General features: G+C 67.3%; 17 protein-coding genes. 11 read left to right on the top strand and 6 right to left on the bottom strand.

What is annotated here, in order from left to right:
- Positions 1–179: 179 nt before the first annotated feature.
- The 4 genes from yccS to AC5P68_RS17240 all read right to left on the bottom strand — a co-directional run bounded on the left by yccS (position 180) and on the right by AC5P68_RS17240 (position 10232).
- On the bottom strand, positions 180–2357 hold the full coding sequence (yccS, locus tag AC5P68_RS17255) for a YccS family putative transporter (protein WP_414498167.1): 2178 nt from the start codon (positions 2355–2357) through the stop codon (positions 180–182).
- 168 nt (positions 2358–2525) lie between these two features.
- Entirely contained in the window at positions 2526–5648 is a 3123-nt protein-coding gene (locus tag AC5P68_RS17250) for an efflux RND transporter permease subunit (protein WP_005411292.1), read from the bottom strand.
- Positions 5649–5679: 31 nt separating this feature from the next.
- Positions 5680–8913, bottom strand: a complete 3234-nt coding sequence (locus AC5P68_RS17245; protein WP_231523043.1) for an efflux RND transporter permease subunit — start codon at positions 8911–8913, stop codon at positions 5680–5682.
- A 74-nt stretch (positions 8914–8987) separates the two neighbouring features.
- Positions 8988–10232: an efflux RND transporter periplasmic adaptor subunit gene (locus AC5P68_RS17240; protein WP_495217121.1), complete on the bottom strand. Its 1245-nt coding sequence runs from the start codon at positions 10230–10232 to the stop codon at positions 8988–8990.
- Between the two features lie 188 nt (positions 10233–10420).
- On the opposite strand from AC5P68_RS17240, the gene AC5P68_RS17235 reads away from it, so the two are divergent.
- The 11 genes from AC5P68_RS17235 to AC5P68_RS17185 all read left to right on the top strand — a co-directional run bounded on the left by AC5P68_RS17235 (position 10421) and on the right by AC5P68_RS17185 (position 22203).
- Positions 10421–11740, top strand: a complete 1320-nt coding sequence (locus AC5P68_RS17235) for a M20 family metallopeptidase (RefSeq protein WP_111109105.1) — start codon at positions 10421–10423, stop codon at positions 11738–11740.
- A 546-nt stretch (positions 11741–12286) separates the two neighbouring features.
- Positions 12287–13105: an NADPH-dependent 7-cyano-7-deazaguanine reductase QueF gene (gene queF, locus AC5P68_RS17230; protein WP_012481425.1), complete on the top strand. Its 819-nt coding sequence runs from the start codon at positions 12287–12289 to the stop codon at positions 13103–13105.
- A gap of 215 nt (positions 13106–13320) precedes the next feature.
- Positions 13321–13614 (top strand): LysM peptidoglycan-binding domain-containing protein, encoded by a 294-nt coding sequence (locus AC5P68_RS17225; RefSeq protein ID WP_005411287.1) that lies wholly within the window; start codon positions 13321–13323, stop codon positions 13612–13614.
- Positions 13615–13659: 45 nt separating this feature from the next.
- A complete protein-coding gene (locus AC5P68_RS17220) occupies positions 13660–14172 on the top strand; it encodes a hypothetical protein (RefSeq protein WP_049433100.1) in 513 nt (170 codons plus the stop codon).
- Positions 14173–14514: 342 nt separating this feature from the next.
- A complete protein-coding gene (locus AC5P68_RS17215; protein ID WP_049433101.1) occupies positions 14515–16737 on the top strand; it encodes an NADP-dependent isocitrate dehydrogenase in 2223 nt (740 codons plus the stop codon).
- A gap of 314 nt (positions 16738–17051) precedes the next feature.
- Positions 17052–18014 (top strand): hypothetical protein, encoded by a 963-nt coding sequence (locus tag AC5P68_RS17210; protein WP_184014218.1) that lies wholly within the window; start codon positions 17052–17054, stop codon positions 18012–18014.
- Positions 18007–18555: a GTP-binding protein gene (locus tag AC5P68_RS17205; RefSeq protein ID WP_024957689.1), complete on the top strand. Its 549-nt coding sequence runs from the start codon at positions 18007–18009 to the stop codon at positions 18553–18555. Before AC5P68_RS17210 ends, AC5P68_RS17205 begins: the two co-directional genes overlap by 8 nt.
- Complete coding sequence (locus AC5P68_RS17200) at positions 18548–18964, top strand: roadblock/LC7 domain-containing protein (protein ID WP_005414671.1); 417 nt, start codon at positions 18548–18550, stop codon at positions 18962–18964. The genes AC5P68_RS17205 and AC5P68_RS17200 overlap by 8 nt, the downstream gene beginning before the upstream one ends.
- A 53-nt stretch (positions 18965–19017) precedes the next feature.
- Positions 19018–19377 (top strand): hypothetical protein, encoded by a 360-nt coding sequence (locus tag AC5P68_RS17195; protein ID WP_005411280.1) that lies wholly within the window; start codon positions 19018–19020, stop codon positions 19375–19377.
- 146 nt (positions 19378–19523) lie between these two features.
- Positions 19524–21254, top strand: a complete 1731-nt coding sequence (aceK, locus tag AC5P68_RS17190; RefSeq protein WP_111173471.1) for a bifunctional isocitrate dehydrogenase kinase/phosphatase — start codon at positions 19524–19526, stop codon at positions 21252–21254.
- Positions 21255–21315: 61 nt separating this feature from the next.
- Positions 21316–22203 carry an energy transducer TonB gene (locus AC5P68_RS17185; protein ID WP_049403515.1) on the top strand — a complete coding sequence of 296 codons (888 nt, stop codon included), beginning with the start codon at positions 21316–21318 and terminating at the stop codon, positions 22201–22203.
- Between the two features lie 34 nt (positions 22204–22237).
- On the opposite strand, the gene AC5P68_RS17180 is transcribed toward AC5P68_RS17185, so the two are convergent.
- Together AC5P68_RS17180 and rho are read right to left on the bottom strand one after the other, a co-directional pair.
- Entirely contained in the window at positions 22238–23812 is a 1575-nt protein-coding gene (locus AC5P68_RS17180) for a sensor domain-containing diguanylate cyclase (protein ID WP_049433104.1), read from the bottom strand.
- Positions 23813–24021: 209 nt separating this feature from the next.
- Positions 24022–25767 carry a transcription termination factor Rho gene (rho, locus tag AC5P68_RS17175; protein WP_005414668.1) on the bottom strand — a complete coding sequence of 582 codons (1746 nt, stop codon included), beginning with the start codon at positions 25765–25767 and terminating at the stop codon, positions 24022–24024.
- Between the last annotated feature and the right edge of the window lie 156 nt (positions 25768–25923).

Below are 25923 nucleotides of genomic sequence, written 5' to 3'. Positions count from 1 at the left end.
GGCGGTTCAGGGAGAATCCGGCGTGGGGACCCAAGCTACTTCTCGGTCGCAAGACCTGGATCCACACGGTCGCCCACGCCGGGCTCTCGGCACCCAAGGTGCCAGATTGGCAAGAGATAAGATCCACGCCATGCGTGGATGGACTGCGGGTCGCGCCAGGCCATGCCCGGCGCCGGCCTTCAGGTGAGCGTGCGCACCGCCTCATTGGCCGCCGCCCGCACCTTCGGCAGCATCCGCAGCACCAGCGCCATCTGGGTGCGGATCAACTGCAGCTTCGCCGGCATCGCCTCGTCGATCTGCTCCAGCTCGGCCGCCACCGCGCGGTCGGGGTCGTTGTCGTCCTCGCTGACCGGCCGCCGTGCCGTCAGGGCCGAGGCCAGCTGCTGCAGCGCTTTCCGCACGCGGTCACCGGCGGCCAAGGCCAGCGGATCGCCGGCGTAGCTGTCCACCTGGTCGCGGTGTGCACCCAGCGCCGACAAGTGCCCAAGCAGCGTGTTGGAGAGCGCCAGGAAGTGGAAGCCGGCATCCAGGTTGCGGCGCACGTGACCGGGTTCGCGCAGCATGTTCGACAGCGCGGTGGACAGCGCGGCGTCGGCGTTGTGCATGTCGCGGCGGGCGATGCGGTAGGCCAGGTCATCGCGCATGCCGCTGCGGTACTGGCCCAGCACCGAATCCAGGTAGCGCGCGGCGGTATCCAGCACCCGCGCCAGCACAAGGTGCAGCTGGCGGCCCTGCCAGTCGGGCAGGATCAGGAACGCGGCGGCAGCGGCGATCGCGCAGCCCAGCAGTGTGTCGACCATGCGCGGCACGATCAGCACGAAGCCATCGCCGATCAGGTTGAAGCAGGTCAGGGCCATCACCGTGATCGCCGCCGATGCCACCAGGTAGCGGTCGGTACGGGTGAAGAAGAACAGCAGCGCCGACAGCAGCGCGATCAGCAGTTGCACGTGCAGTTGCGGGAACAACTGCAGCAGCGCCCAGGTGAGCACGAGGCCCGCCACGGTGCCGACGATGCGCTGCGCCAGGCGTTGGCGGGTGGCGCCGAAGTTGGGCCGGCACACGAATACGATGGTCAGCAGCACCCACGAGCCGTTCTGCGCATTGAACAGGCGGATCGCGGCGAAACCGGCGATCAGCGCCAATGCCATGCGCAGGCCGTGGCGGAACAGGACCGAGCCGGGCGTGAGCTGCTGGCGCACGCGCACGCCCATCTCGCGCAGGGTATGCGGGTTGCTGTCGCGCAGGCGCGTATCGACATTGTCGAGGCTGGCCTCGGAGCGTTCGGCGTCAAGCAGGCGGCGTTCGATGCTGCGCAGGTTGTGCACCAGCAGGTCCAGCGAACCCAGCAGGCGCTGCCACTGCGGGCGCTGCTGGTCGCGCAGGTAGGCCAGCGCATCGGCCAGGTCGCGCCCGGCCTGCTGGTTGGTTTCGCCATATACGAACGGGCGGCGCAGGCGGATCGCCTCGCCCAGGCGCGCGCAGGCCTGGCCCTGAAGATCGAGCAGGCGCTGGCAGCGGTACAGCACGTCGCTGTGGAAGAACGCATCGACCAGCGCACCGTACGGGTAGTGCGAGGAGCTGGCGCGCTCGTGGAAATCCTGTGCCATGTAATAGAGGCGCAGGTACAGGCCGGAGTTCACGCCCGGCCGCCCGGAACGGCCGAAGCGGGCGAGAATCGCGGTCTTGGCCTCGTTCAACGCGCCGACCACGCGCCGGTTCTGCTCGGCCAGGTCGAGCTGGCGGCGTTGCAGGTCGGCCTCACGTACCGGTTCGAACAGGGCGGCCTTCAGCTGCAGGTAGCGGCCCAGCTCGATGTAAAGCCGCGCCACGCGCTCGCGCACCGGTCGGTTGGCGAACAGTGCGGTCCACAGGATCGACAGCAGTCCGTACCAGACGGCGCCCGCCAGCAGGTGGCTGACCGCTTGCAGCGCGGTGTGCAGGTCGCTGGCACCGTGCTGCTCCAGCCCGATCATCGTGTAGATCGCCAGCGTTACCGTGGCCTGGGCGATGGATGCGTAGCGCTCGCCGAGCGCGCCCAGCAGGGTCAGGCAGAAGGTGGACAGTGCCAGCGCGCCGATGAAGATCCACGGCCAGGGGAACAGCCAGATCACCGACGCCGCAGCGATGCAGAAACACAGCAGCGACAGCGCCACCGCCTTGGTCCGGCCCCACCAGTTGTCGTCGGTCTCGGCGATGGCGCTGGCGATGATGCCGAGGAAAACGCCGGGCAGGGCGGTCAGCGCATCCAGCTGCCAGCACACGGCAAGCGCTGCGGTCAGGGCGATGAACACGCGCAGGCCGTAACTGGCCTTCTCGTGGGCCCACAGGCGGCTGAGGCGGGATTGGCGGGCGGGCATGCAGGCTCGGCGGAAGGATCTCCCACCATTATTGCGGGGTGCGCGTGAAATATGGAGGGCGGACCACCGCGGTAGTGCCGGCCGCTGGCCGGCAGATTTGCCGTACCGAGAAAGCCGGCCAGCGGCCGGCTCTACCCTTAGATCCACGCCATGCGTGGATGGGCCGTTCTACGCACGCTGCGCGCGCTTGAGCAGCTTCGCTTCGCGCTTGCGCGCGCGACGGGCCCGCCAGCGTTCGGCCAGGCACGAGAAGATCACGTACAGCGCTGGCGTGCTGAGCAGGGTCAGGCTCTGCGAGAACAGCAGGCCGCCGATCATCGCGATGCCCAGCGGGCGGCGCAGTTCGGAGCCTTCGCCCAGGCCGATCGCCAGCGGCACCGCCGCCAGGATCGCCACCATCGTGGTCATCATGATCGGGCGGAAGCGCACGATGCTGGCCTCGCGCGCGGCATCGCGCGGTGCCAGGCCATGCTCGCGCTGCGCCACCAGCGCGAAGTCGATCATCATGATCGCGTTCTTCTTGACGATGCCGATCAACAGCACCAGCGCGATCATCGAGATCACCGACAACTCGGTGTTGGTGCCGAACAACGCGAGCAGTGCACCCACGCCCGCCGCCGGCAGCGTGGACAGGATGGTGACCGGATGGATCAGGCTCTCGTAGAGCATGCCCAGCACCAGGTACACGGTCAGGATCGCGGCGAACACCAGGATCAGCATGTCGCTGGGGTCGGAGTTGAAGCCGAAGCCCGCATCATCGGCCAGGCGGATGTCACCAGGCATGCGCATGCCGGCCACGGTCGCGTCGATGATCGCCTTGGCCTCACCCATGCTCACGTTCGGAGCCAGGTTGTAGCTGAGGTCCATCGTCGTGTACTGGTTCTCGTGGGTGATCTGCGAAGGGGCCAGGCCGGGCATCTGCGTGGCCACCGCGGTGATCGGCACCATGTCGCCGTTGCGCGCACGCACGTACACCTCGTCCAGCGCGGCGGGGGTGGCGGTCTGCGAGGGCAGGGCGTTGACCACCACGCTGTACTGGTTGATGTCCGAATAGATGGTGGAGATCTGGCGCTGGCCGAACGCACCGTACAGCGCACCGTCGATGGCACCCACGGTGATGCCCAGGCGTGCGGCCTTGGCGCGGTCGATCTGGATGTTCTGGCGCAGGCCGGCGTTGTCCACGTCGGTACCGACATCGCGCAGCTTGGGGTTCTTCTTCAGCTCCGCCTGCAGCTTGGGCAGCCATTCCTGCAGCGATGCCAGGTCGTTGCCCTGCAGCGAGATACGGTACTGCGCGCCCTGGCTGGAACCGCCGCCATCGTTGCTGGGCAGATCCTGGATCGCGCGCAGGCGCAGCTGCAGGTCGGGGTAGCGGTCGGCCTTGGCACTCAGCCGTGCGAGTGCGTGCGCCGTGGTCTCGCGACGGCCATCGCTGCGCGACTTCAGCTCGATGTTGAACTGTGCGCTGGAGCCCTGGCGGCCGCTGCCCAGGCGCACGCCCACGGTCTTCACCGCGGGGTCGGCCATCAGCATGTCGGTGATGCGGCGCTGGCGGGCGACCATGTCCTCGAAGGACACCGTGGCGCTGGAATTGGCGCGGCCCCAGATCAGGCCGGTGTCCTGCGGCGGGAACGCGCCCTTTTTCACCGCGCCGAACAGGAAGACGGTGGCGCCGATCAGGATCAGCGGGGTCAGCGACAGCAGCAGCGCGTGGCGCAGCGAGAAGTCGAGGAAGACCGTGTAGATGCGAAGCATGCGCTCATGGCCGGCATCCAGCCAGCGGCCGAAGCGCGACGGCGGCGCGCTGTGGTCGTGCGCGCTGAGGAACCGGCTGCACAGCGCCGGAGTCAGCGTCAGCGAGACGATCATCGAGACCACGATGGCCGCCACCAGGGTGACGGTGAATTCGCGGAAGAACGCACCCATCATGCCGCTGGCGAACAGGAGCGGGATGAACACCGCCACCAGCGAGGCGGTGATCGAGACGATGGTAAAGCCGATCTCGCGCGCGCCGGTGAGCGCCGCCTGCATCCGCGGCATGCCTTCGTCGAGGTGGCGCATGATGTTCTCGATCACCACGATCGCATCGTCGACCACGAAGCCGATCGCGATCACCAGCGCCAGCAGGCTCAGGTTGTTCAGGGTGAAGCCCATCACGTACATCACCAGCGCGGCACCGGCCAGCGACAGCGGCACGGTCACCGCGGCGATCAGCGTGGGCGCCAGCCGGCGCAGGAACAGCGCCATCGTCAGCACCACCATCGCCAGGCTGATCAGCAGGGTGATCTGCACTTCATGCAGCGACGAGCGGATGGTCGGCGTACGGTCGAAGTACGGCGTCATCGTGGTGCCGGGCTGCAGGTAATCGCGCAGGGTCGGGATCTGCGCCTTGACCCGGTCCACGGTCTCCACGATGTTGGCGCCGGCACGGGTGAACACGTACATCACCACCGCCGGTTTGTGGTCGAACCACGCGGCCTGGTAGGCATCCTGCTGGCCGTCGTAGACGTTGGCGATGTCCTTCAGGCGGATCACCCGGCCATCGCCCTGGGTCTTGACCACCAGGTCGGCGAAGTCGGCGGCACGCGCCACCGAGTCGTTGGCGATGATCGCGGTAGTGGTGTTGCCGTCGCTGAGGAAGCCGGTGGGCGAGGTCACGTTGGCCGCGCGCACGGCGTTGCGCAGGTCATCGGCGGTCAGGCCGAGCGCGTTCATCAGGCGCAGGTTGACGTCCACACGCACCGCCGGCGTCGAAGCGCCAGCGATGTCGACCGAAGCAACGCCGCTGATCTGGCGGATGCGCTGGGCCAGCAGCGAGTCGGCGACGTTGTACAGCTCGTCGGCCGACTGCGTCTGCGAGGTCAGCGCGATGGCGATGACCGGGTCGTCGTTCGGATTCGCCTTCTGGTACATCGGCGAGCCCATGCCCGAAGGCAGGTCGGCCTGCGCCGAGTTGATTGCGGTCTGCACGTCCAGCGCGGCCGAATCGATGTTGTGGCCGCTCTGGAAGATCATGAACACCAGCGAGCTGCCTTCCGAGCTCGACGAGCGCATGCGGTCGATGCCCGGCAGCTGGCCGAGGTGGCGCTCCAGCGGCGCGGTGACTGTCGAGGCCATGGTCGCCGCATCCGCGCCGGACTGGCTGGCATGCACGAAGATCACCGGGATCTCGATGTTCGGCAGTGCCGATACGCCCAGGCGCAGGTAGCAGATCAGGCCGACCATGAACAGGCCGATGGCCAGCAGCGCGGTGCCGATCGGGCGGCGGATGAAGGGGCCGGACAGGTTCATCGTGCGGCCCACCGCAGCAGCGGGGCGTGGATCATGCCTGCGGCTCCTGCAGCGAACCGTTGCGCAGCGCGCGCTGTTCTCGGCGGCGCGCCAGCCACTCGGAGAAGCGTTCCATGTACAGGTAGATCACCGGCGTCGTGTACAGCGTGACCAGCTGCGACAGCAGCAGGCCACCGACGATGGCGATGCCCAGCGGGCGCCGCAGCTCCGAGCCGATGCCGGTGCCCAGCGCCAGCGGCAGCGCGCCGAGCATTGCCGCGGCGGTGGTCATCATGATCGGGCGGAAGCGCAGCAGGCAGGCGCGGCGGATCGCTTCATGCGCGTTGGCACCGGCGCGACGCGCCTCGATTGCGAAGTCCACCATCATGATGCCGTTCTTCTTGACGATGCCGATCAGCAGCACGATGCCGACGATGCCGTCCACCGACAGGCTCAGCCCGCACAGCATCAGCGCCAGCAGCGCGCCGACGCCGGCCGGTGGCAGCGTGGAGATGATCGTGATCGGGTGGATGTAGCTCTCGTAGAGCACGCCGAGCACGATGTAGATCACCACCAGCGAGGCCAGCAGCAGCCACACCACATCGGTCTGGCTGCCGGTGAATTCGGCGGCCTTGCCGATGAACTCGGCATGCAGGTGTGCCGGCATGTCCAGGCTGTCCTTGGTCTCCTGGATCGCACGCACCGCTTCGGACAGCGAATAGCCCGGCGCCACGTTGAACGAAACCGTTACCGCCGGCAGCTGCTGCTGGTGGCTGACCACCAGCGGCGCACTGCTGATCTTGCCTTCAGCCAGCGCCGACAGCGGGATGATGTTGCCGGCGCCGACCGTGATGCCGGTGTTCTGCGCGCCGATGCCGGTGGCGGTGGACGAGTTGGACGAGGTGACCTGGCCGAAGCTGGTGGCATTGGTGCCGGTCAGCGCGCCGGCGCCGTTGGAAGCCACGGCCAGCTGTTCCATCAGCGCGGTGCTGGTACGGAACTCCGGCGCCACTTCCAGCACAACCCGATACTGGTTGAGTTCGGTGAAGATGGTCGAGATCTGGCGCTGGCCGAACGCATCGTAGAGCGTGTCGTCGATGGTCTGCATCGGCACGCCCAGCACACTGGCCTTGTCGCGGTCGATGTTCAGTTCAAGCGCGCGGCCCTGGTTGGACAGGTTGTTGTCCACGTCGGCCAGTTCCGGGCGCTTGCGCAGCGCTTCGGTCAGTCGCGTGGCCTGCGTGGCCACTTCGGCGCTGTCCACGTCCGACAGCGAGTACTGGTATTCGGTGGCGGCCACGCGGGTATCGAGGGTCACGTCCTGCACCGGTTTCAGGTACAGGGCCACGCCCGGAATACCGGCTACCGCCTTCTGCAGGCGCGGCAGGATCTCATCCAGGCCATCACGCTGGCTGCGCTCCTTCAGCACGATCGACAGCTGGCCCTGGTTGAGCGTGGGGTTCATGCTGCCGGCACCGATGAATGCCGACACGCCGGTCACGTCCGGATCCTGGCGCAGGGCTTCAGCGACCTGCCTGGTGCGCTGTTCCATCTGCGGGAAAGCGATGTTCTGGTCGGCCTGCACCACGCCGGTGATCAGGCCGGTGTCCTGCTCGGGCAGCAGCCCCTTGGGAATCAACACGTACAGCAGCACGGTCAATACCAGCGCGCCACCGGCCACGGCCAGGGTCAGGCGCTGGTGGCCCAGCACCCAGTCCAGGCTGTGCTCGTACAGGCCGACGGTGCGCGTCCACAGGTTCTGTTTGCCGGCCGCCGCTGCGCGCTCATGCGCATCCTCGCCCTCGGGCAGGGCATCGGGCTTGAGCAGGTAGGCGCACATCATCGGGGTCAGCGTCAGCGAGATCAGCATCGACAGCACCACGGCGATGCTCAGCACCCAGGCGAACTCGTGGAACAGACGGCCGGTGACGCCAGGCATCAGCAGCAGCGGCAGGAACACCGCCACCAGCGAGACCGTCAGCGACAGCACGGTGAAGCCGATCTGGCGTGCGCCGATCTCGGCCGCTTCCTTGCCACTCTTGCCCTGCTCGATGTAACGCACGATGTTCTCGATCATCACGATCGCATCGTCGACCACGAAGCCGGTGGCCACCACCAGCGCCATCAGCGACAGGTTGTCCAGCGACATGCCGGCAAAGGCCATCACCGCGAAGGTGCCGGCCAGCGACAGCGGCACCGCCACCGAGGGAATGATCGTGGCCCACAGCCGGCGCAGGAACACGAAGATCACCGCCACCACCAGGCCGATGGTGAGGATCAGGGTGAACTGCACTTCGTGCACCGAGGCGCGGATGGTCTCGGTGCGGTCGTTGAAGATCTCCAGGTGAACGTCGGCCGGCAGCACGCCCTGCAGCTGCGGCAGGATCGCGCGGATGCGCTCGACGGTCTGCACGATGTTGGCGCCCGGCTGGCGGCGCACTTCCAGCAGCACCGCCGGCTTGCCATCGGCCCAGGCCGCCAGCTGGTCGTTCTCCACGCCGTCGACCACCTCGGCCACGTCGGACAGCCGCACCGGGCGGCCGTTCTTGTAGCTGATGATGGTGTCGCGGTACTCGGCGGCGCTGGCCAGCTGGTCGTTGGTGCCGATGCTGTAGGACTGGGTCTTGCCGTTCAACGAGCCCTTGGGCGCATTGACGTTGGCCTGGGTGAGCGCGCTGCGCAGCTGTTCCAGGGTCAGGCCCATGTTCGACAGCTGCGCCGGATTGACCTGGATGCGCACGGCCGGGCGCACGTTGCCGGCAATCGAGACCAGGCCGACGCCCTGCACCTGCGACAGGCGCTGGGCCAGGATCGAGTCGGCGTAATTGTTGACGTCGCGCAGCGGGCGCGTGTCAGAGGTCAGTTTCAGGGTGACGATGGCCGCGTCGGCCGGGTTCACCCGGTTGTAGACCGGCTGGTAGGGCAGCGACGAGGGCAGGGTGGCCTGGCGGATCGCCGCCTGCACGTCCTGCGCGGCGATGTCGATGTCGCGGTCCATCGAGAACTGCAGGATGATCGTGGACAAGCCAGCCGACGAGTCGGAGGTCATCAGCTCCAGCCCGGAGATCTGGCCGAACTGGCGCTCCAGCGGCGTGGTGACCAGCGAGGCCATGGTGGTGGCGTTTGCACCGGGGTACTGGGTGGTGACCACCAGGCTGGGCGCATCGATTTCCGGCAGCGCCGACACCGGCAGCTTGCGGTAACCGAGGATGCCCAGCAGCAACAGGCCCGCCATCAACAGCGAGGTAGCGATCGGGCGGCGGATGAAGATCGTCGAAAAGCCCACGGACTGATCCTTGCTGGCACTTCAATGTCGGCGCCGGCGGGTCCGCCGGCGCGAGGGAGAACCGTGGCCTGCGCTCAGCGCGGACCGCCACCGCGACGGCCACTGCCGCCACCGTTCTTCTGTTCGGCCGCCTTCAGCTCGGCCTCGGTTGGTGCGGCCGGGGTTTCGCCCGGCTTCAGTGCGGTGACCTTGCTGCCCGGCTTCAGGCGGAACTGGCCTTCACTGACCACCCGCTCGCCGCCCTTCAGGCCTTCGGCGATCTGCACCTGGCTGTCGCCCACTTCCACGCCGCTGCGCACGGTCTGCATCTTCACCGTGTTGTCGCCCTGCACGACGTAGACGTACTCGCCATCCGGCCCACGCAGCACGGCCTGGGTCGGAATGACCACGCCGCCGGCAATCGTGCGCAGCTGCATGCGCACGTTGACGAACTGGCCCGGCCACAGGCCGTTGTCGGTGTTGTCGAACAGCGCGCGCGCCTTGAAGGTGCCGCTGTCGGCACTGATCAGGTTGTCGACCACGTCCAGCTTGCCGTCGCCGGACAGCACGTGCGAGTCGGCGCGGTCCAGTGCCGCCACCGGCACCGCGCCGGCGGCCTGCGCCTGGCGCACGTCGCCGAGCTGGCGTTCGGGCAGGTTGAACAGGACGTGGATCGGGTGGATCTGGGTCAGGGTGACCAGCGCGGTGCCGGCGTTGACCACGTTGCCCGCGTCGACCGCGCGGATGCCGGCGATGCCGGTGATCGGTGCGGTGACCCTGGTGTACTGCAGCTGCACCTGTGCCGAGCGCATGCTGGCTTCGTTCGCCGCGACTGCGCTTTCGTACTGTGCCACTTGGTTTCGTTGTGTATCCAGATCGGTCTTGGCGACGAACTGGCGGTACTCCGGCGCATTGGAGCGCTGGTAGTTGGAGCGCGCGGTGGCCAGCAGCGCCTCGTTCTGGCGCTTGGCTGCCGCGGCCTGGTCGTAGCTGGCCTGGGCGGTGCGTGGATCGATCACTGCCAGCACGTCGCCCTTCTTCACTTCCTGGCCCTCGCGGAAGTTCAGGCTCATCAGCTGGCCACCGACCTGCGGGCTGACGGTGACGGTGTTCATTGCCGTCACGGTACCCAGTGCGCTGGCATACACCGGTACGTCCTGGTGCGTGGCCTCGACCACGGTCACCGGCACCGGGCCGGCATCCGGGTCTTCGCCACCCTGGCGCGCTCCCGCTGCCGGCTTTCCAGCCTTGTCCTTGCCCCCGCCGATGACGCGCAGGCCGACCACGGCCAGCACCAGAACCGCCACGACCAGCAGCACGATCTTCCAAACACGTGACATTACGAGGACTCCAAGAGGGCTGGACGGGGCGCGGCCCCGGTTGGCAATGCGCAAAGCATACCTGTGCCACATCACGTTTCCTGCATGACGGATGGGACGGGCGCTAAGACCGGATCCGGCCGCGGAGGTTCCCGTGGCGGCGGTGTTGCCCTACATTCAGCTGGACCCCTCTTGCTGTGGAGATTGCGATGCGCCGTTCGCTGCTGCTGTCCGCCCTGCTGCTGGCCCTGCCGGCCGTTGCCCACGCCCAGGACGGGCAACGGCCCGAAGTGACCGCCGCTGCCCAGCGCCTGCAGGCCAAGGTGGTTGAATGGCGCCGCGACTTCCATCAGCACCCGGAACTGTCCAACCGCGAGGTGCGCACCTCGGCCGAGGTCGCCAAGCGCCTGCGTGCGATGGGCTTGAAGCCGAAGACCGGCATCGCCCACCACGGCGTGGTGGCGATCATCGAAGGCGGCAAGCCCGGCCCGAAGATCGCGCTGCGTGCGGACATGGACGCGCTGCCGGTGACCGAGCAGACCGGGCTGCCGTTCGCCTCCAAGGCCACCGACCAGTACCGCGGCCAGACCGTGGGCGTGATGCATGCCTGCGGCCATGACGCGCACACCGCCACCCTGCTGGGCGTGGCCGAAGCGCTGGTGTCGATGAAGAAGGACCTACCGGGCCAGGTGATGCTGATCTTCCAGCCGGCCGAGGAAGGCGCACCGCCGCCGGAAGAGGGCGGTGCCGCGCTGATGCTGAAGGAAGGCCTGTTCGCCGACTTCAAGCCGGAGGCGGTGTTTGGCCTGCATGTGTTCTCCAGCGTGCAGGCCGGTCAGATCGCCGTGCGTGGCGGTCCGCTGATGGCAGCCTCGGACCGCTTCGGCATCAAGGTGATCGGTCGCCAGACGCACGGCTCCGCACCGTGGAACGGTGTCGACCCGATCGTGGCCACGGCCGATCTGGTCGGTACCGCGCAGACCATCGTCAGCCGCCGCGCCAACCTGTCCAAGCAACCGGCGGTGCTGACCTTCGGTGCGATCAACGGCGGCATCCGCTACAACATCATTCCGGACGAGGTGGAGATGGTCGGCACCATCCGCACCTTCGACGAGGGCATGCGCCAGCAGATCTTCGCCGACCTGCGCAACGTGGCCGAACACACCGCCGCCGCGCACGGTGCGAAGGCGGTGACCGACATCTACGAATCGGAAGGCAACCCGGCCACGGTGAACGACCCGGCGCTGACCGCGAAGATGCTGCCGAGCCTGCAGGCGGTGGTGGGCAAGGACAACGTGTACGAGCCACCGCTGCAGATGGGCGCGGAAGATTTCTCGCTGTACGCGAAGGAAGTGCCGGGCATGTTCTTCTTCGTCGGTTCCACCAGCGTGGGCATCGACCCGGCGACGGCGCCGGCCAATCATTCGCCGAAGTTCCTGCTGGATGAGAAGGCGCTGGATGTCGGACTGCGCGCGTTGCTGCAGGTGAGCCTGGATTACTTGAACGGTGCAGGCACGCCTGCGGGGTGAGGGTTTCCGGCAGGGCTTGCAGCCCCGCACCCGCCTAAATCAACGTCAACGTCAAAAGCGGGCATTCCGTGGGATGGCGGGGTGGGTCCGGTTGAGGGGGACGCCGTAAACCCGTCCATGGGGGCTTGGCCGCGGCATCCATGCCGCGGACACCCCCTCAACCGGACCCACCCCGCCTTCGACAGTTTCCCGCAGCTGTTGGTGCCCGCTGCTGTTGGTGGGTGCCGACCGTTGGTCGGCACGGCGGACGTCATGAATGTCTGAAGGATCGGCTTCTGATTTTGATTTTCCTGATCTTTCCCGTGGTGGTGGTGGCGCGCAAGGAACTGTCAGGGGCCGGGTGGGTAGGCGGGGCGGGGGTGTCCGCGGCATGGATGCCGCGGCCAAGCCCCCAAGGACGGGTTTACGGCGTCCCCCGACCCGCCTACCCACCCGGCCAAGCCGATAGACCGCCTTCCACGACCAACCAACAAAACCACCACGGAGGGGCTCCGCCGTTGGCCGGCCCGGCCGAAGGCCCGCCGTCCGCGCGATACAATGACCCCCATGAACACCCCACAGGATTCCAGCCTCGGTCGCGAGGTCAGTTACCCGTCGCAGTACGATCCCGGCCTGCTGTTTCCCATCCCCCGCAGCGGCGCCCGCGCCGAGATCGGCCTCGATGACGCCGCGCTGCCGTTCGTCGGCCATGACCGCTGGCACGCCTTCGAGCTGAGCTGGCTCGACCCGCGTGGCAAGCCGCAGGTGGCCGTGGCCACCGTGCAGGTGCCGTGCACCTCGCCGCGGCTGATCGAATCGAAGTCGTTCAAGCTGTACCTCAACTCCCTCAACAGCACCCGCATCGACAGCGCCGAGGCACTGCGCGCGCGCATCGTGGCGGATCTGTCAGATTGTGCCGGTGCGCCGGTCCAGGTCGAGTTCGGGCTGCCGGGCCTGCGCGAGACGCCGCTCGGTGAATCCATCGACGGGCTGGAGCTGGAGATCGACTGCTACGGCCCGCCGCAGGCGGACTTTCTCTCGGCCAATGCCGGTGAGGTGGTGGAGGAGACCCTGGTCTCGGCACTGCTGAAGTCCAACTGCCCGGTCACCGGCCAGCCGGACTGGGCGACGGTCAGCCTGCGCTACCGCGGGCCGAAGATCGATCGTGCCGGCCTGCTGCGCTATCTGGTCAGCTACCGCGAGCACGCCGAGTTCCACGAGCAGTGCGTTGAGCGGATCTTCAGCGAGGTGTCTGCGCGCTGCCAGCCGCAATGGCTGGAAGTCGAGGCGCGCTATACCCGCCGTGGCGGCCTGGACATCAACCCGTGGCGCGCCAGTCCCGGCATTGCCGCCCCGGCCGCGACCTACCGCGAACTGCGCCAGTAACCGCCGCAGGCGGTTGCCCGTTGTGCCGGGCCATGCCCGGCAATCGGCCAAGGCCGGATCCCTCTGGCAAAGCCGGCCAGCGGCCGGCACTACCGGGCACCGTCTCTCCCGATTGTTCAGCCGCCCCCCGGGGCGGCTTCACATCTGCACCATCCCCATTTAACAACCGCCATGGCACCGTGCGAGCCACGTAGTCATGCAGACGGGAGTTGTGGATGAGTACCGAGAAGAAAGCCGATTTCTCCGGCGTCAGCGCCAGCGTCGACAGTACCGCCGAGCAGGTGCCGAAGGCGGACTTCTCCGGCGTGAGCGCTTCGGTGGACAGCACCGCCGAGATCGTCAGCGGCGGCACCTATACCGTGCAGAAGGGTGACTCGCTGTCGAAGATCGCCAAGCAGCATCTGGGCGACGCCAACGCCTGGAAGAAGATCTTCGAAGCCAATCGCGATGTGCTTGACGACCCGGACAAGATCTTCCCGGGCCAGACCCTGAAACTGCCGCCGAAGTAAGCCGGCGATCAAACCCCGTCCGACAACCCCTGGGAGGAACCCCGAATGATCAAGATCACCCCGCTCCAGACCGCCCTGATCGCCGCCCTGTTGGGCAGCGTTGCCTTGGTCGGTTGCAAGAAGAAGGAAGAGTCGACCGACACCAACGCCGCTCCGGCCGCCACGGCTCCGGCCGAGCCGGCAGCGCCGGCACCGATGACCGGTGCACCGCCGCCGATGGCGGAAGCTGCCGCGGTCAGCGTTGCCACCGTCACCGTGGGCAAGACCGCTGCCGCCGACAAGTCGGTCGCCCCGGCTGCACTGTTCTCGCCGAAGGATGATGTCATCGTCTCGGTCAAGACAGATGGCGCCGCCAACAACGTCAATGTCGGTGCCAAGCTGACCTTCCAGGACGGCCAGGTGGCCGGCGAACAGACCGCGACCCTGAATGCCAGCGGCGCGGAGACCACCAACGTCACGTTCAAGAATGCAAAGGGCTGGCCGGCCGGCAAGTACCGCGCCGAGGTCACGGTCGATGGCAAGGCGGCTGGAACGCCGCAGGAGTTCGAGGTCAAGTAAGTCCTGCCGACTCTCTCCCGGCAGGACTCACGATGGACGCAGCCGCAAGGCTGCGTCCTTTTTTTATTGCCGGTGGCTGGCTTCATCCATGCATGGCGTGGATCCACTGAGGGCTGCGTTCGCGCAGATCCACGCCGTGCGGGGATGGATCACAGCGTTGCCGCCGTGCAGTACCGCCGCGTATGGCGCGGCTTTGCCCCGCGCGGCTGAAAACGCGACAATGCAGGGGTTTCCCCGCCGCGCGCCCACCCTGACGGCGACGGGGGAAAGCGACACGGTTGCACGTGGCCCGGCGCTGGCGCCGGCCTTCCCCTGAGCATTGCTACAGAGTCCAAGTCCCCCATGTCCAAGATCCTCTACACGCTGACCGACGAAGCACCGTTCCTCGCGACCCAGTCGCTGCTGCCGATCGTCGACGCCTATACCGCCACTGCCGGCATCGTGGTGGAAACCCGTGACATCTCGCTGTCCGGCCGCATCCTGTCGCAGTTCCCGGAACTGCTGTCCGACGCGCAGAAGGTCAGCGACGACCTGGCCGAGCTGGGCCAGCTGGCGACCACCCCGGACGCCAACATCATCAAGCTGCCGAACATCTCCGCCTCGGTGCCGCAGTTGAAGGCGGCCATCAAGGAACTGCAGGACCAGGGCTATCCGCTGCCGGATTACCCGGAAACCCCGGCCGACGACCAGCAGCGCGACTACAAGGCGCGCTACGACAAGGTCAAGGGCAGTGCGGTGAACCCGGTGCTGCGCGAAGGCAACTCCGACCGCCGTGCACCGCTGTCGGTGAAGAACTACGCGCGCAAGCACCCGCACCGCATGGGCGCCTGGGCGTCGGATTCGAAGTCGCACGTCGCGCACATGGCCGCCGGCGATTTCTACGGCAGCGAGAAGTCGGCCACCCTGGCCAACGCCGGTGCGCTGAAGATCACCTTCCACGGCAAGGACGGCAGCGCCGTCGTGCTGAAGGAAAAGACCACGGTCAAGGCCGGCGAGATCGTCGATGCCGCCGTCATGAGCCGCAAGGCGCTGGCCGCGTTCATCGGTGAGCAGATCGCCGATGCCAAGGCCCAGGGCGTGCTGTTCTCGCTGCACCTGAAGGCGACCATGATGAAGGTCTCCGACCCGATCATGTTCGGCGTGGCGGTCAACGAGTTCTACAAGGACGTGCTGGCCAAGCACGCCGACGTGCTCAAGCAGGCCGGTTTCGATGCCAACAACGGCATCGGTGACCTGGCCGCGCGCCTGCCGTCGCTGCCGGAAGCCACCCGCGCCGCGATCGAAGCGGACCTGGCCGCCGAGTACGCGCAGCGTCCGGGCGTGGCCATGGTCAATTCGGACAAGGGCATCACCAACCTGCACGTGCCGAGCGACGTGATCGTCGACGCCTCGATGCCGGCGATGATCCGCGACTCGGGCAAGATGTGGAACGCCGAAGGCAAGCTGCAGGACACCAAGGCGGTCATTCCGGACCGCTGCTACGCCGGCGTGTACCAGGCCGTCATCGACGACTGCAAGGCGCACGGCGCCTTCGACCCGGCCACCATGGGCTCGGTGCCGAACGTCGGCCTGATGGCGCAGAAGGCCGAAGAGTACGGTTCGCACGACAAGACCTTCCAGATTGCTGCCGACGGCGTGGTCAAGGTCACCGACGATGCCGGCAACGTGGTGTTCGAACACGCCGTGGAAGCGGGTGACATCTGGCGCATGTGCCAGACCAAGGACGCTCCGATCCAGGACTGGGTCAAGCTGGCCGTCGAACGCGCCCGCCTGAGCAGCACCCCGGCCGTGTTCTGGCTGGATGCCGCCCGCGCCCACGACGCGCAGGTCATCGCCAAGGTCGAGCAGTACCTGAAGAACCACGACACCACCGGCCTGGACATCCGCATCCTGCCGCCGGTGGAAGCCACCGCGTTCTCGCTGGACCGCATCCGCAAGGGCGAGGACACCATCTCGGTGACCGGCAACGTGCTGCGCGACTACCTGACCGACCTGTTCCCGATCATGGAGCTGGGCACCAGCGCCAAGATGCTGTCGATCGTGCCGCTGATGGCCGGTGGCGGCCTGTTCGAGACCGGCGCCGGTGGTTCGGCCCCGAAGCACGTGCAGCAGTTCGTCGAAGAGGACTACCTGCGCTGGGATTCGCTGGGTGAGTTCCTGGCCCTGGCCGCGTCGCTGGAACACCTGGGCAACCGCTACGACAACGCCGCCGCCCGCGTGCTGGCCAAGGCGCTGGACGAAGCCAACGGCCAGTTCCTGGACAACGACAAGTCGCCGTCGCGCAAGCTGGGTGGCATCGACAACCGTGGCAGCCACTTCTACATCGCGCTGTACTGGGCGCAGGCGCTGGCCGCACAGGACGAAGATGCGGCACTGAAGGCACGCTTCGCACCGCTGGCCAAGGCACTGACCGACAACGAGCAGAAGATCGTCGAAGAGCTGATCGCGGTGCAGGGCGAGGCCGTGGACATCGGCGGCTACTACCGCCCGGACGTCGCCAAGGCGAGCAAGGCGATGCGCCCGAGCGCGACCTTCAACGCCGCGCTGGAGCAGCTGCGCGGCTGATCCATCGCCGTTCGGTCGTGACACCGGAACCCGCGCTTCGGCGCGGGTTTCTTTTGGGCTCCGGGTCAGAACCCTTTTGCCATGCAAAAGGGATCTCACCCCATTCGACCCGCGTCCAGAACCGTGATTCCCGTCGGCTGTCGGAATGTCGTCAACGAGGCATGAAACTTGCCCGCGATGGCCGTCGCAGAACTGATCGGACACCGTCTGCAACCGCCCTCGATCTGAGCAGTCGATCACGACGGCTGCCGCTGGCGATGCCCTAGCCTTGGCGACGCGAGGCCACCGGGGAGGTGGCCGCACGGGGAACACGGATGGCACGCGTGCTGGTAGTGGGAACCGACATCCAGGGCGAGCAGGCCCTGCTGCAGCGGCTGCGCTTGGCATCGGCCCTGCCGGACGGCCAGATCCGCCGCAGCCAGGACCTGGACGATTGCGACCTGCTGGTCATCCGCGATACGCCGGCGCTGCGCAACGCGGCCCAGCGCATGCGCCAGCAGCGTCCGCGACTGCAGTGCTGGATCGAAGACATCTGCGGCCAGCTGCGTGATGGCGACGGGCACCAGGACGTGCTTGATGACAGTGCCATCGGTCGCGCGCTGCGTCGCATGCAGTTGGCAGTGGAGCCCTTGGCCATGCACGCACCCGCACCGATCCGCCTGGCTGATGGTGCGCATGCCATCACCCGTCTGCTGCGCGAGCGGCTGCCGCTGCGACAGGGCCAGGCCCTGTTGAGTGATGCGGGCGAGCCACTGCTGCTGATGGACCTTGAGCATGACCAGGCCGTGCTGCTGCAGGAACCGGCTACGGCCCTGGTGGAGCGTTTGGCCGATGCCTTCGAACGCCTGCAGCTGGATGCGCTGACACCCGCACGCCTGCATGGCCTGGCCGGTGAGCGGCCACGCCAGCCACTGCGGCCGCTGCTGTGGCAATGGGCGCAGCGCAGCCGCCATTGGCAGGCACTGGACGAACGCCTGCGCGGTGCTTCGGTAAAGCTGCTGCGCTGGCCCGACTTCCGTGTGCTGGGCCATGACCATGATGGCTTCCGCCTGTGCTCGCTGTTGCTCAAGCGCGCGTGCACGGTGGACGAGTGCGCGATGTTGCTTGATCTGCCGCCTGCGGCCGTGCGCGATTTCATCCATGCCGCTTACCTGTGCGGTTACGCGCAGCTGCAGGTAGCGCCGGCGGTACCGCTGCCGGAACGCGCTGCCGGCGCTGACAACGGCCTGCTCGCCCGCCTGTGGCGTCACCTGCGTGGGAGCGAGCGCAATGCGTGAGCACAAGGTGGTGGTGCTGGGCGGCATGGGCAGTGGCAAGTCGACCCTGGTGCGCAGCATCGCGGCCGGCGCGGTGGTCGACACCGACGTGGCCAACAGCGACCGCCTCGGTGCCGACAAGGCCTCCACCACCGTCGCCCTGGACTATGCAGATATCGACCTGCCCAATGGCGAGCGGCTGCGCCTGTATGGCACGCCGGGACAGCAGCGTTTCGATTTCCTCTGGCCGATCCTGCTGCAGGGCGCCCGCGGCGCCGTGCTGCTGCTGGATGCGCGGCGCGCCGGCGTGGTTGCCGAACTGGAGGATTATCTGCAGGTGTTGCGGCCGTTCGCATCGTCATTGGCGCTGGTAGTGGCCGTCACCCATCTCGACCAAGCACCGCACGCCGCGCTGGATGAGTGGCTCGCACGTGCGAGCCTCGATGATCAACCGCTGCCTTTGCTGGCAGTGGATGCCCGCGACCGCGAACAGGGATTGCTGCTGATGGATGTATTGATGGGCGAGATGGAAGCGCACGCACTGGTGGCCGCGCATGGCTGACGGACAGGTGGCGCTGTTGCCCGACGCCGGCCAGCGTGAGCGCCTGCAGCCCTTGCTGCGAGACCTGCAGCAGCGGGTGGAAGGCATACGCACGGTGGTGCTGGCCAGTGTGGATGGCTTCGCCCTGGTCAGTGCCGGTGCCGAAGGGCGCGGTGAACGCCTGGCAGCGATGACCAGCGCGATGCTGGCGCTGGCTGCAGCAGTGGGGCGCGAACTGGTGCTTGGGGATCTGCAGACGCTGATGCTGGAAGCCGCGGGCGGCAAGGTGCTGATGCTGGCGATCCAGGCCGAGGGACGCGCACCGCTGCTGCTGATGGCGGCTTGCGACCAGCGCAGCGTGATCGGCCAGGTGCTGTGGCAGAGCAGGGAATGTGGCCAGGCGATCCTGGCCGAACTCGGCGGATCGTGAGCCCGGCCGCAGGGGAACGAGGGGCTCGAACCAACATCGACAAGGGGTGCGACGTGGCTGGACTGAATGAATCGTTGAACGCACTGATGGGCATCGACGGCGCGCAGGCAGTGGCGCTGGTCGACTATGAAAGCGGCATGCTGCTGGGCGAAGCCGGTGCCGGCATGGACATGGAAGTGGCCGCCGCCGGCAACACCGAAGTGATCCGTGCCAAGATGAAGACCGCCGCATCGCTGAACCTCAACGACAGCATCGAGGACATCCTGATCTCGTTGGGCAAGGCGTACCACATCATGCGCCCGGTGGCGAAGAAGAAGGGCCTGTTCTTCTACATCGTGCTGGACCGTACCAGGTCCAACCTGGCATTGGCACGGCGCAAGGTGCAGGACGTGGAAGCCGAACTGGCGATCTGAGCCGGTAGTGCCGGCTGCTGGCCGGCAACTGCATCGACCCATAGACGGTCCAGGTGCTGCCGGCCAGCGGCCGGCACTACCTTCGCGCTCGACGGCATCGCACACGCCAGCGTATGGTGAAGCCGGTCCTCCCGGGTGAGCCATGCATGTCCAGTCCTGACATCGCTGCCGAGCTGGCACCGCGCATCGCGGTAGCCATCCGCGACGGTTTCGAGCAGTACCACGCCCGCTTTGTGGCGATCACCGCGCGGGCGCGGCAGCGCTTCGAGCAGCGCGACTGGGCCGGCGCCCGGCAGGATGCGGTCGAGCGCATCGCCCTGTACGACCTGTGCATCGCCGAGCAGATGGATGCGCTGCGCCGCCTTGCCGGTGACGCGATCGGCGAGCGCGCGCTGTGGTTGCGGGTGCACGCCCGCTACAGCACGCTGCTGCAGGGCCTGATCGACGCGGAGCTGTACAAGACCTTCTACAACACGTTGTCGCGACGCCTGTTCGCTACCCGCGGCGTGGACCCGGCGCTGGAGTTCATCGCCTTCGATGTCGAACCCTCCGATGCCATCACCCACCCGGTGGCGCGGCATACCTACGCGGTTTCGCCGACGCGGCCGGTGGAGGCGCTGCAGCGGGTGCTGGCCGACTATCGCTTCGATATCCCCTATGCGCACCAGCTGCGCTGCGCCGCGGCCATCGCGGTGCGCCTGCAGGATGACCTGGCCCACTGGGGCGATACGCCGGTACGCAGCATCGAGCTGCTCGACACGGTGTTCTACCGCGAGCGCCGCGCTTACCTGGTTGGCCGCGTGTTCGGCGAGCACCGGTTCTCGCCGTGCGTGATTGCCCTGGTGAACGACGAGCGTGGCCTGCGCGCCGATGCAGTGCTGACCCGGCGCCGGGACGTGGCCCACCTGTTCGGCGTGTCACGCAGCTATTTCCAGGCCAACCTGGCCACGGTCGGTGATGCGGTGGTGTTCCTGCGCAGTCTGCTGCCGGGCAAGCCCATCGATGAGATATACACCGTGCTGGGCCGCGCCAAGCAGGGCAAGACCGAGCGCTACCGCACCTTCTTCCGTCATTTCAACGAGCACCCGCAGGAGCGGCTGGTGCATGCAGAGGGCACGCCGGGCATGGTCATGGCGGTGTTCACCCTGCCCAGTTACCCGCTGGTGTTCAAGCTGATCCGCGACCGTTTCGCGTGGCCCAAGGCGATGTCGCGACAGCAGGTGGAAGAGAAGTACGCACTGGTGTTCAACCTCGATCGTGTCGGCCGCCTGCTCGACGCACAGCCCTATCGCCACCTGCGCTTTCCGCGCGACCGCTTCGCGCCGGCCTTGCTGGAAGAACTGCTGCAGCAGTGCGCGCAGAGCGTACGCATCGATGGCGATGAGGTCGAAGTCGCACTGTGCTATGTGCAGCGTCGTTTTCGTCCCTTGAATCTGTACCTGCGCGAGCAGGGCGCGGAGGCGGTGCGGGCGGCAGTGCTCGACTATGCGCAGGCGATCACCGACATGGCGCGCAACAACATCTTCCCCGGTGACATGCTGCCAAAGAATTTCGGCGTATCACGGCATGGCCGGGCCGTATTCTACGACTACGACGAGCTGTGCCTGGTCAGCGACTGCGTGTTCCGCGCCTGGCCGGAGCCGCGTACGCCGGAGGAAGCGATGTCCGATGAGCCATGGTTCCATGTCGGTCCGCGCGACGTGTTTCCCGAGCGCTTCGGCCCGTTCATGGGCCTGCCCGCTGCAGAGCTGGCAGCGGTGCGCGAGCACTACCGGCACCTGTTCGACCCGGGCTGGTGGCAGGGCCTGCAGGAACGCTTCGCCCGAGGTGACTATCCGGACACGCCGCCCTATGCTGGCGCGCACCGGTTGGCGTGAGCCAGCTGTCATGGGTGTTGGGACTGAGGTACTCTCGCCCTTCATCACCAAGGATCCGGCAATGATGCGTTCCCCATTGTTCCTCGCTCTCGCGTTGGCCGTCGGTGCCGGCGCTCCGCTGTTCGCCGGCGATGCCAGCGCGCAGACCACGCGCGCGGTGCGTGCCACCGCGGAGATGAGCATGGTGCTCTCTGGCCATATCGAGGTCACGCCCGAGGGCGCGGTCAGTTCGTTGGTACTGGACCAGAAGTCGATGCTGTCTCCGAGCATCGCGTCCTTCGTGGAGGGCACCATCGGTGGCTGGCGCTTCGAACCCACCCTGCGCGATGGCACGGCGGTGGCGGCACGTGCGCCATTGCGGGTGCGCCTGCGGGGCAAGGCCATGGCCGATGGTGGCTACGAAGTCAGCATGACCAGCGTCAACTTCAGCGAGTACGATGAGAAAGCCACAGATTCGGTGACCCAAGGTCGCATGGCGCCCCCGCGTTATCCGGAAGAGGTCTATCGGAGCGGCGGCCAAGGCGAAGTACTGCTGGTGGTCAGGATCGCGCGTGACGGCACGGTGGCCGATGTCGTTGCCGAGCAGGTGAACATGACCGTGGTCGGACGCGAGCGCACCCTTGCCAAGATGCGCGAAATCCTGGCCAGGGCCGCCGTCAGCAGTGCCCGCAAGTGGACGTTCAACCCACCGACCACCGGCGAAGCCAGCACCCGCGACAGCTGGACGGTACGCATACCGGTCAATTTCGGCCTGAACGATGATCCCAATGGAGCGGAGCGCTATGGCCGCTGGCGTGCCTTCATCCCGGGCCCACGGCAGGCCGTGCCGTGGCGGAAGGCAGATGCGATCGAGCAGGCCGGCAGCGACCTGCTGCCCGAGGGCGGCATCTACATGGTCGACGGCGCCAAGCGCGGCCTGCGCCTGCTGACGCCGCTGGAGCAGGGCTGACGATCACTGCGGAGCCGGCCAGCCCGGCTCCGCGTCAATCGGCGTAGGGGTAGACCACCACCCGGTTGCGGCCCTGCTCCTTGGCCAGGTACAGCGCCTTGTCGGCCAGCCGCAGCGCCTGCTCGGCATCGACATGGAAGCTGGGGAAGTGGGCCACGCCCAGCGAGACGGTGATGGTGCCGACCGGTTCAAACGGATGGTCGGCAATGTGCTGGCGCAGACGCTCGCCAGCCTGTCGCGCTGACTCGGCGCTGATGCCCGGCAACAGCAGCAGGAACTCCTCGCCGCCGGCGCGGCAGAGGATGTCGCTGTCGCGCGAGTAGCGGCGCATCTGGTTGGCGATGTGGACGATGGCAGCGTCGCCGACGTCATGGCCGTGGTTGTCATTGATCGATTTGAAGCGATCGATGTCCAGCGCCAGGATCGCGAACGGGATGCCCTGTATCTGCAGGGCATCCAGCGCCTGCTGCAGGCCGCGGCGGTTGAGAAGACTGGTCAGCGGATCGGTGCGGCTGGCGCGGTTGAGCGTGCCGATGCGGTCCTGCAGCGCATTGAAGCTGTGCAGTACCGCCTGCTTGAGCTGGGCGACCTCGAAGTACCACGCGCGGATGCCGCTGACGTGGCTGATCGCATTGCCGGTGTCTTCGCCGCCCTGCACGTTGCGTGCGAGCTGCCACAGCGGCATCGAGATGCGACGGGCGAACCACCAGGTGATCAGCAGCGACAGCAGGCCCAGCGGGATTGCGTTCCAGATTACCGCAGTCATCAACCGCGACAGCGGCTGCAGCGTGGCCTCGGTCGGGCGCTGGGCGATGATGCCCCAGCCGGTGGCCGCCACCGGCGCATAGCCGGCCAGCATCGACACGCCCAGGTTGTTGCGCACCTGCTGCGCGCCACGCTCGCCGCGCACCACGGCCTTTACTGCGGGGTTGCCGACCACGTAGTCGCCCACCCGCTTGCCATCGGCGTGGTACAGCAGGCGGCCATGGCGATCGACCACGTACAGGTAGGAACCATCACGGTAGTAGTGCTTGCCCAGCAGCGTGTGCAGTGCGCTGCGCTGGCGCAGGTACAGGGTGCCGCTGACGTAACCACGGTAGTGGCCCTGGCGATCGAAGATCGGGTGCGACAGCGAGACCAGCAGCTTGCCGGTGGCCGACTGGTACGGGTCGCTGATCATCGGCTGGCGCGCGGCCAGCGCGGCATTGTTGCCGACGCTGTGCAGCACTTCGCCCTGCAGCTGCAGGGTCTGCGGCGAGGTGGCGATCACCAGGCCGTCGGCATCCACCACCAGCGAAGAGTTGAAGCTGTTGGTCTGCAGCTGCAGGCGGCTGGCTTCGTCCTGGGCCTGTGCCGGGTCGAGGTTGCCCTGGCCGAGCCGCGTGGCGGCGTAGGCCAGTTCCTGCTGGGCAGCCAGCAGGAAGTTCTGGGTCGTTTCGGCCAGTTTGGTGGCGTAGACGCGGTTGGCCTCCAGGGTGTTGCCGACCAGCTGGTCGCGCTGCACCCGGTAGCTGGCCAGCAGGGTGTTGGCCAGCGCGATGATGGCGCTGAGCAGGGCCAGGGCGAGGATCAGCTTGCCCAGGTTGAGGCGGGGAGACAGCGTTCGCATGCGTCGACGGATCCGGCAGGAGGCTGGACCCGACCGGTTCTCCGGAAGGGGCGACAGCGGGAATCGGTGGCCAGGCCCTCGAGGCCGGGCAGGGCATCGGGCGGATTATCGCCAAAACCGGGCGGCGGTGAAGTGAAGTGGGTCGCCCTGCAGGTAAAAAAAAACCTGCCGCAGCGAGCGGCAGGTTCTTTTCGATGCAATGCCGTGGATCAGCGCTTCATCGAACCGAAGAACTCGTCGTTGGACTTGGTGTTCTTCATCTTGTCCAGCAGGAACTCCATCGCGGCCATTTCATCCATCGGATGCAGCAGCTTGCGCAGGATCCAGATCTTCTGCAGCAGTTCCGGCTCGATCAGCAGGTCTTCGCGGCGGGTGCCGGAACGGTTGATGTCGATGGCCGGGAACACGCGCTTTTCAGCGATGCGACGGCTCAGGTGCACTTCGCTGTTGCCGGTGCCCTTGAACTCTTCGTAGATCACCTCGTCCATCTTTGAGCCGGTGTCGACCAGCGCGGTGGCGATGATGGTCAGGCTGCCGCCTTCTTCCACGTTGCGCGCGGCACCGAAGAAGCGCTTCGGGCGGTGCAGGGCGTTGGCGTCCACGCCACCGGTCAGCACCTTGCCCGAGCTCGGCACCACGTTGTTGTAGGCGCGGGCCAGGCGGGTGATCGAGTCGAGCAGGATCACCACGTCCTTCTTGTGCTCGACCAGGCGCTTGGCGCGCTCGATGACCATTTCGGCCACCTGCACGTGGCGCGCGGCCGGTTCGTCGAAGGTCGAGCTGATGACCTCGCCGCGCACGGTGCGCTGCATTTCGGTCACTTCTTCCGGGCGCTCGTCGATCAGCAGCACGATCAGGTGCACGTCCGGGTGGTTGGTGGTGATGGCGGTGGCGACCTGCTGCATCATCATGGTCTTGCCGGCCTTCGGCTGCGACACGATGAGCGAGCGCTGGCCCTTGCCCTGCGGCGCCATCAGGTCGAGGATGCGGCCGGTGATGTCTTCCGACGAACCGTTGCCGCGCTCCAGGGTGAAGCGGCGGCGCGGGAACAGGGCGGTCAGGTTCTCGAACAGCACCTTGTTCTTCGACGCTTCGATCGGCTCGCCGTTGATGGTGTCGACGATGTTCAGCGCGAAGTAGCGCTCGCCGTCCTTCGGGAAGCGGATGCGGCCGGAGATATGGTCGCCGGTGCGCAGGTTGAAGCGGCGGATCTGGCTGGGCGAGATGTAGGTGTCGTCCGGGCCGGCCAGGTAGCTGGCTTCGGCCGCGCGCAGGAAGCCGAAGCCGTCCGGCAGGATTTCCAGCACGCCGTCGGCGGCGACGCCGTCACCATGGCGGGTCAGCACCTTCAGCAGGGCGAAGATCACATCCTGCTTGCGGGCGCGTGCCACGCCTTCGGAGATCTGCAGCTGCTCGGCGATTTCCAGCAGCTTCTGTGCCGGCATGCGCTTGAGGTCGCTCAGCGAATAGACCGGGAAACCTTCCGGCACGTTGGCGTGCGGACGCGGCACGAAGGGCTGCTGCTCGCCGCCGTCGTTGGGCATGCCGTCGTCGCGGAAGCGGTTGTTGTTGCGGTCACGGTCGCGGCGGTTGCGGAAGCGGTCACGGCGGTTGCCCTGGCCTTGCCCCTGGCCCTGCTGGCCGTTCTGGTTGTACGGGTTCTGGCCCTGGTTCTGGCCACCGCCCTGGTGGTTCTGCTGCCGCGGCTGGCCGGATTCGCGACCCTCACCACCTTCGCCACCGCCACTGCTGGCAGGGGCCTCGGCGGCGGGCGCGCTCGGTGCGGGGGCGGGGGCCGGTGCCTCGGGCGCGGCGGCCAGCGGCAGGGTCGGCTGCGCCGGAGCGGCGCTGGTTTCGGCGGCTGCCGGGGCGGCGGCCTTGCTCACGCGGGGCTTGCGCACGCGCTTTTCGGCGGGCGCATCGGCGCTGCCGGTTTCGGAAGTGTTATCGGACAAGAGCGTTATTCCTCGCTTGAAGGTGCGAGCGCCCGGCTGGGGCGGCGAACGTTGGGAATGGGTCTGGAAGAAACTGCGTCCAGAGGGTGCGGCACGCGAACGCGGCCGGATGTGCCGACACTATCATCGGCCTGCGGCGCCGTGCAAGGGCTGCCG

The sequence above is a fragment of the Stenotrophomonas sp. YJH_SMC_58 genome, from assembly GCF_059369635.1.
This window is presented reverse-complemented; position numbering and strand designations above follow the sequence as displayed.

What these genes read in the sequence shown, in the direction of transcription:
- yccS (WP_414498167.1), bottom strand. Translation starts at nt 2,357, where the DNA reads ATGCCCGCCCGCCAATCCCGCCTCAGCCGCCTGTGGGCCCACGAGAAG.
- AC5P68_RS17250 (WP_005411292.1), bottom strand. Translation starts at nt 5,648, where the DNA reads ATGAACCTGTCCGGCCCCTTCATCCGCCGCCCGATCGGCACCGCGCTG.
- AC5P68_RS17240 (WP_495217121.1), bottom strand. Translation starts at nt 10,232, where the DNA reads ATGTCACGTGTTTGGAAGATCGTGCTGCTGGTCGTGGCGGTTCTGGTG.
- AC5P68_RS17235 (WP_111109105.1), top strand. Translation starts at nt 10,421, where the DNA reads ATGCGCCGTTCGCTGCTGCTGTCCGCCCTGCTGCTGGCCCTGCCGGCC.
- queF (WP_012481425.1), top strand. Translation starts at nt 12,287, where the DNA reads ATGAACACCCCACAGGATTCCAGCCTCGGTCGCGAGGTCAGTTACCCG.
- AC5P68_RS17225 (WP_005411287.1), top strand. Translation starts at nt 13,321, where the DNA reads ATGAGTACCGAGAAGAAAGCCGATTTCTCCGGCGTCAGCGCCAGCGTC.
- AC5P68_RS17220 (WP_049433100.1), top strand. Translation starts at nt 13,660, where the DNA reads ATGATCAAGATCACCCCGCTCCAGACCGCCCTGATCGCCGCCCTGTTG.
- AC5P68_RS17215 (WP_049433101.1), top strand. Translation starts at nt 14,515, where the DNA reads ATGTCCAAGATCCTCTACACGCTGACCGACGAAGCACCGTTCCTCGCG.
- AC5P68_RS17210 (WP_184014218.1), top strand. Translation starts at nt 17,052, where the DNA reads ATGGCACGCGTGCTGGTAGTGGGAACCGACATCCAGGGCGAGCAGGCC.
- AC5P68_RS17205 (WP_024957689.1), top strand. Translation starts at nt 18,007, where the DNA reads ATGCGTGAGCACAAGGTGGTGGTGCTGGGCGGCATGGGCAGTGGCAAG.
- AC5P68_RS17200 (WP_005414671.1), top strand. Translation starts at nt 18,548, where the DNA reads ATGGCTGACGGACAGGTGGCGCTGTTGCCCGACGCCGGCCAGCGTGAG.
- aceK (WP_111173471.1), top strand. Translation starts at nt 19,524, where the DNA reads ATGTCCAGTCCTGACATCGCTGCCGAGCTGGCACCGCGCATCGCGGTA.
- AC5P68_RS17185 (WP_049403515.1), top strand. Translation starts at nt 21,316, where the DNA reads ATGATGCGTTCCCCATTGTTCCTCGCTCTCGCGTTGGCCGTCGGTGCC.
- AC5P68_RS17180 (WP_049433104.1), bottom strand. Translation starts at nt 23,812, where the DNA reads ATGCGAACGCTGTCTCCCCGCCTCAACCTGGGCAAGCTGATCCTCGCC.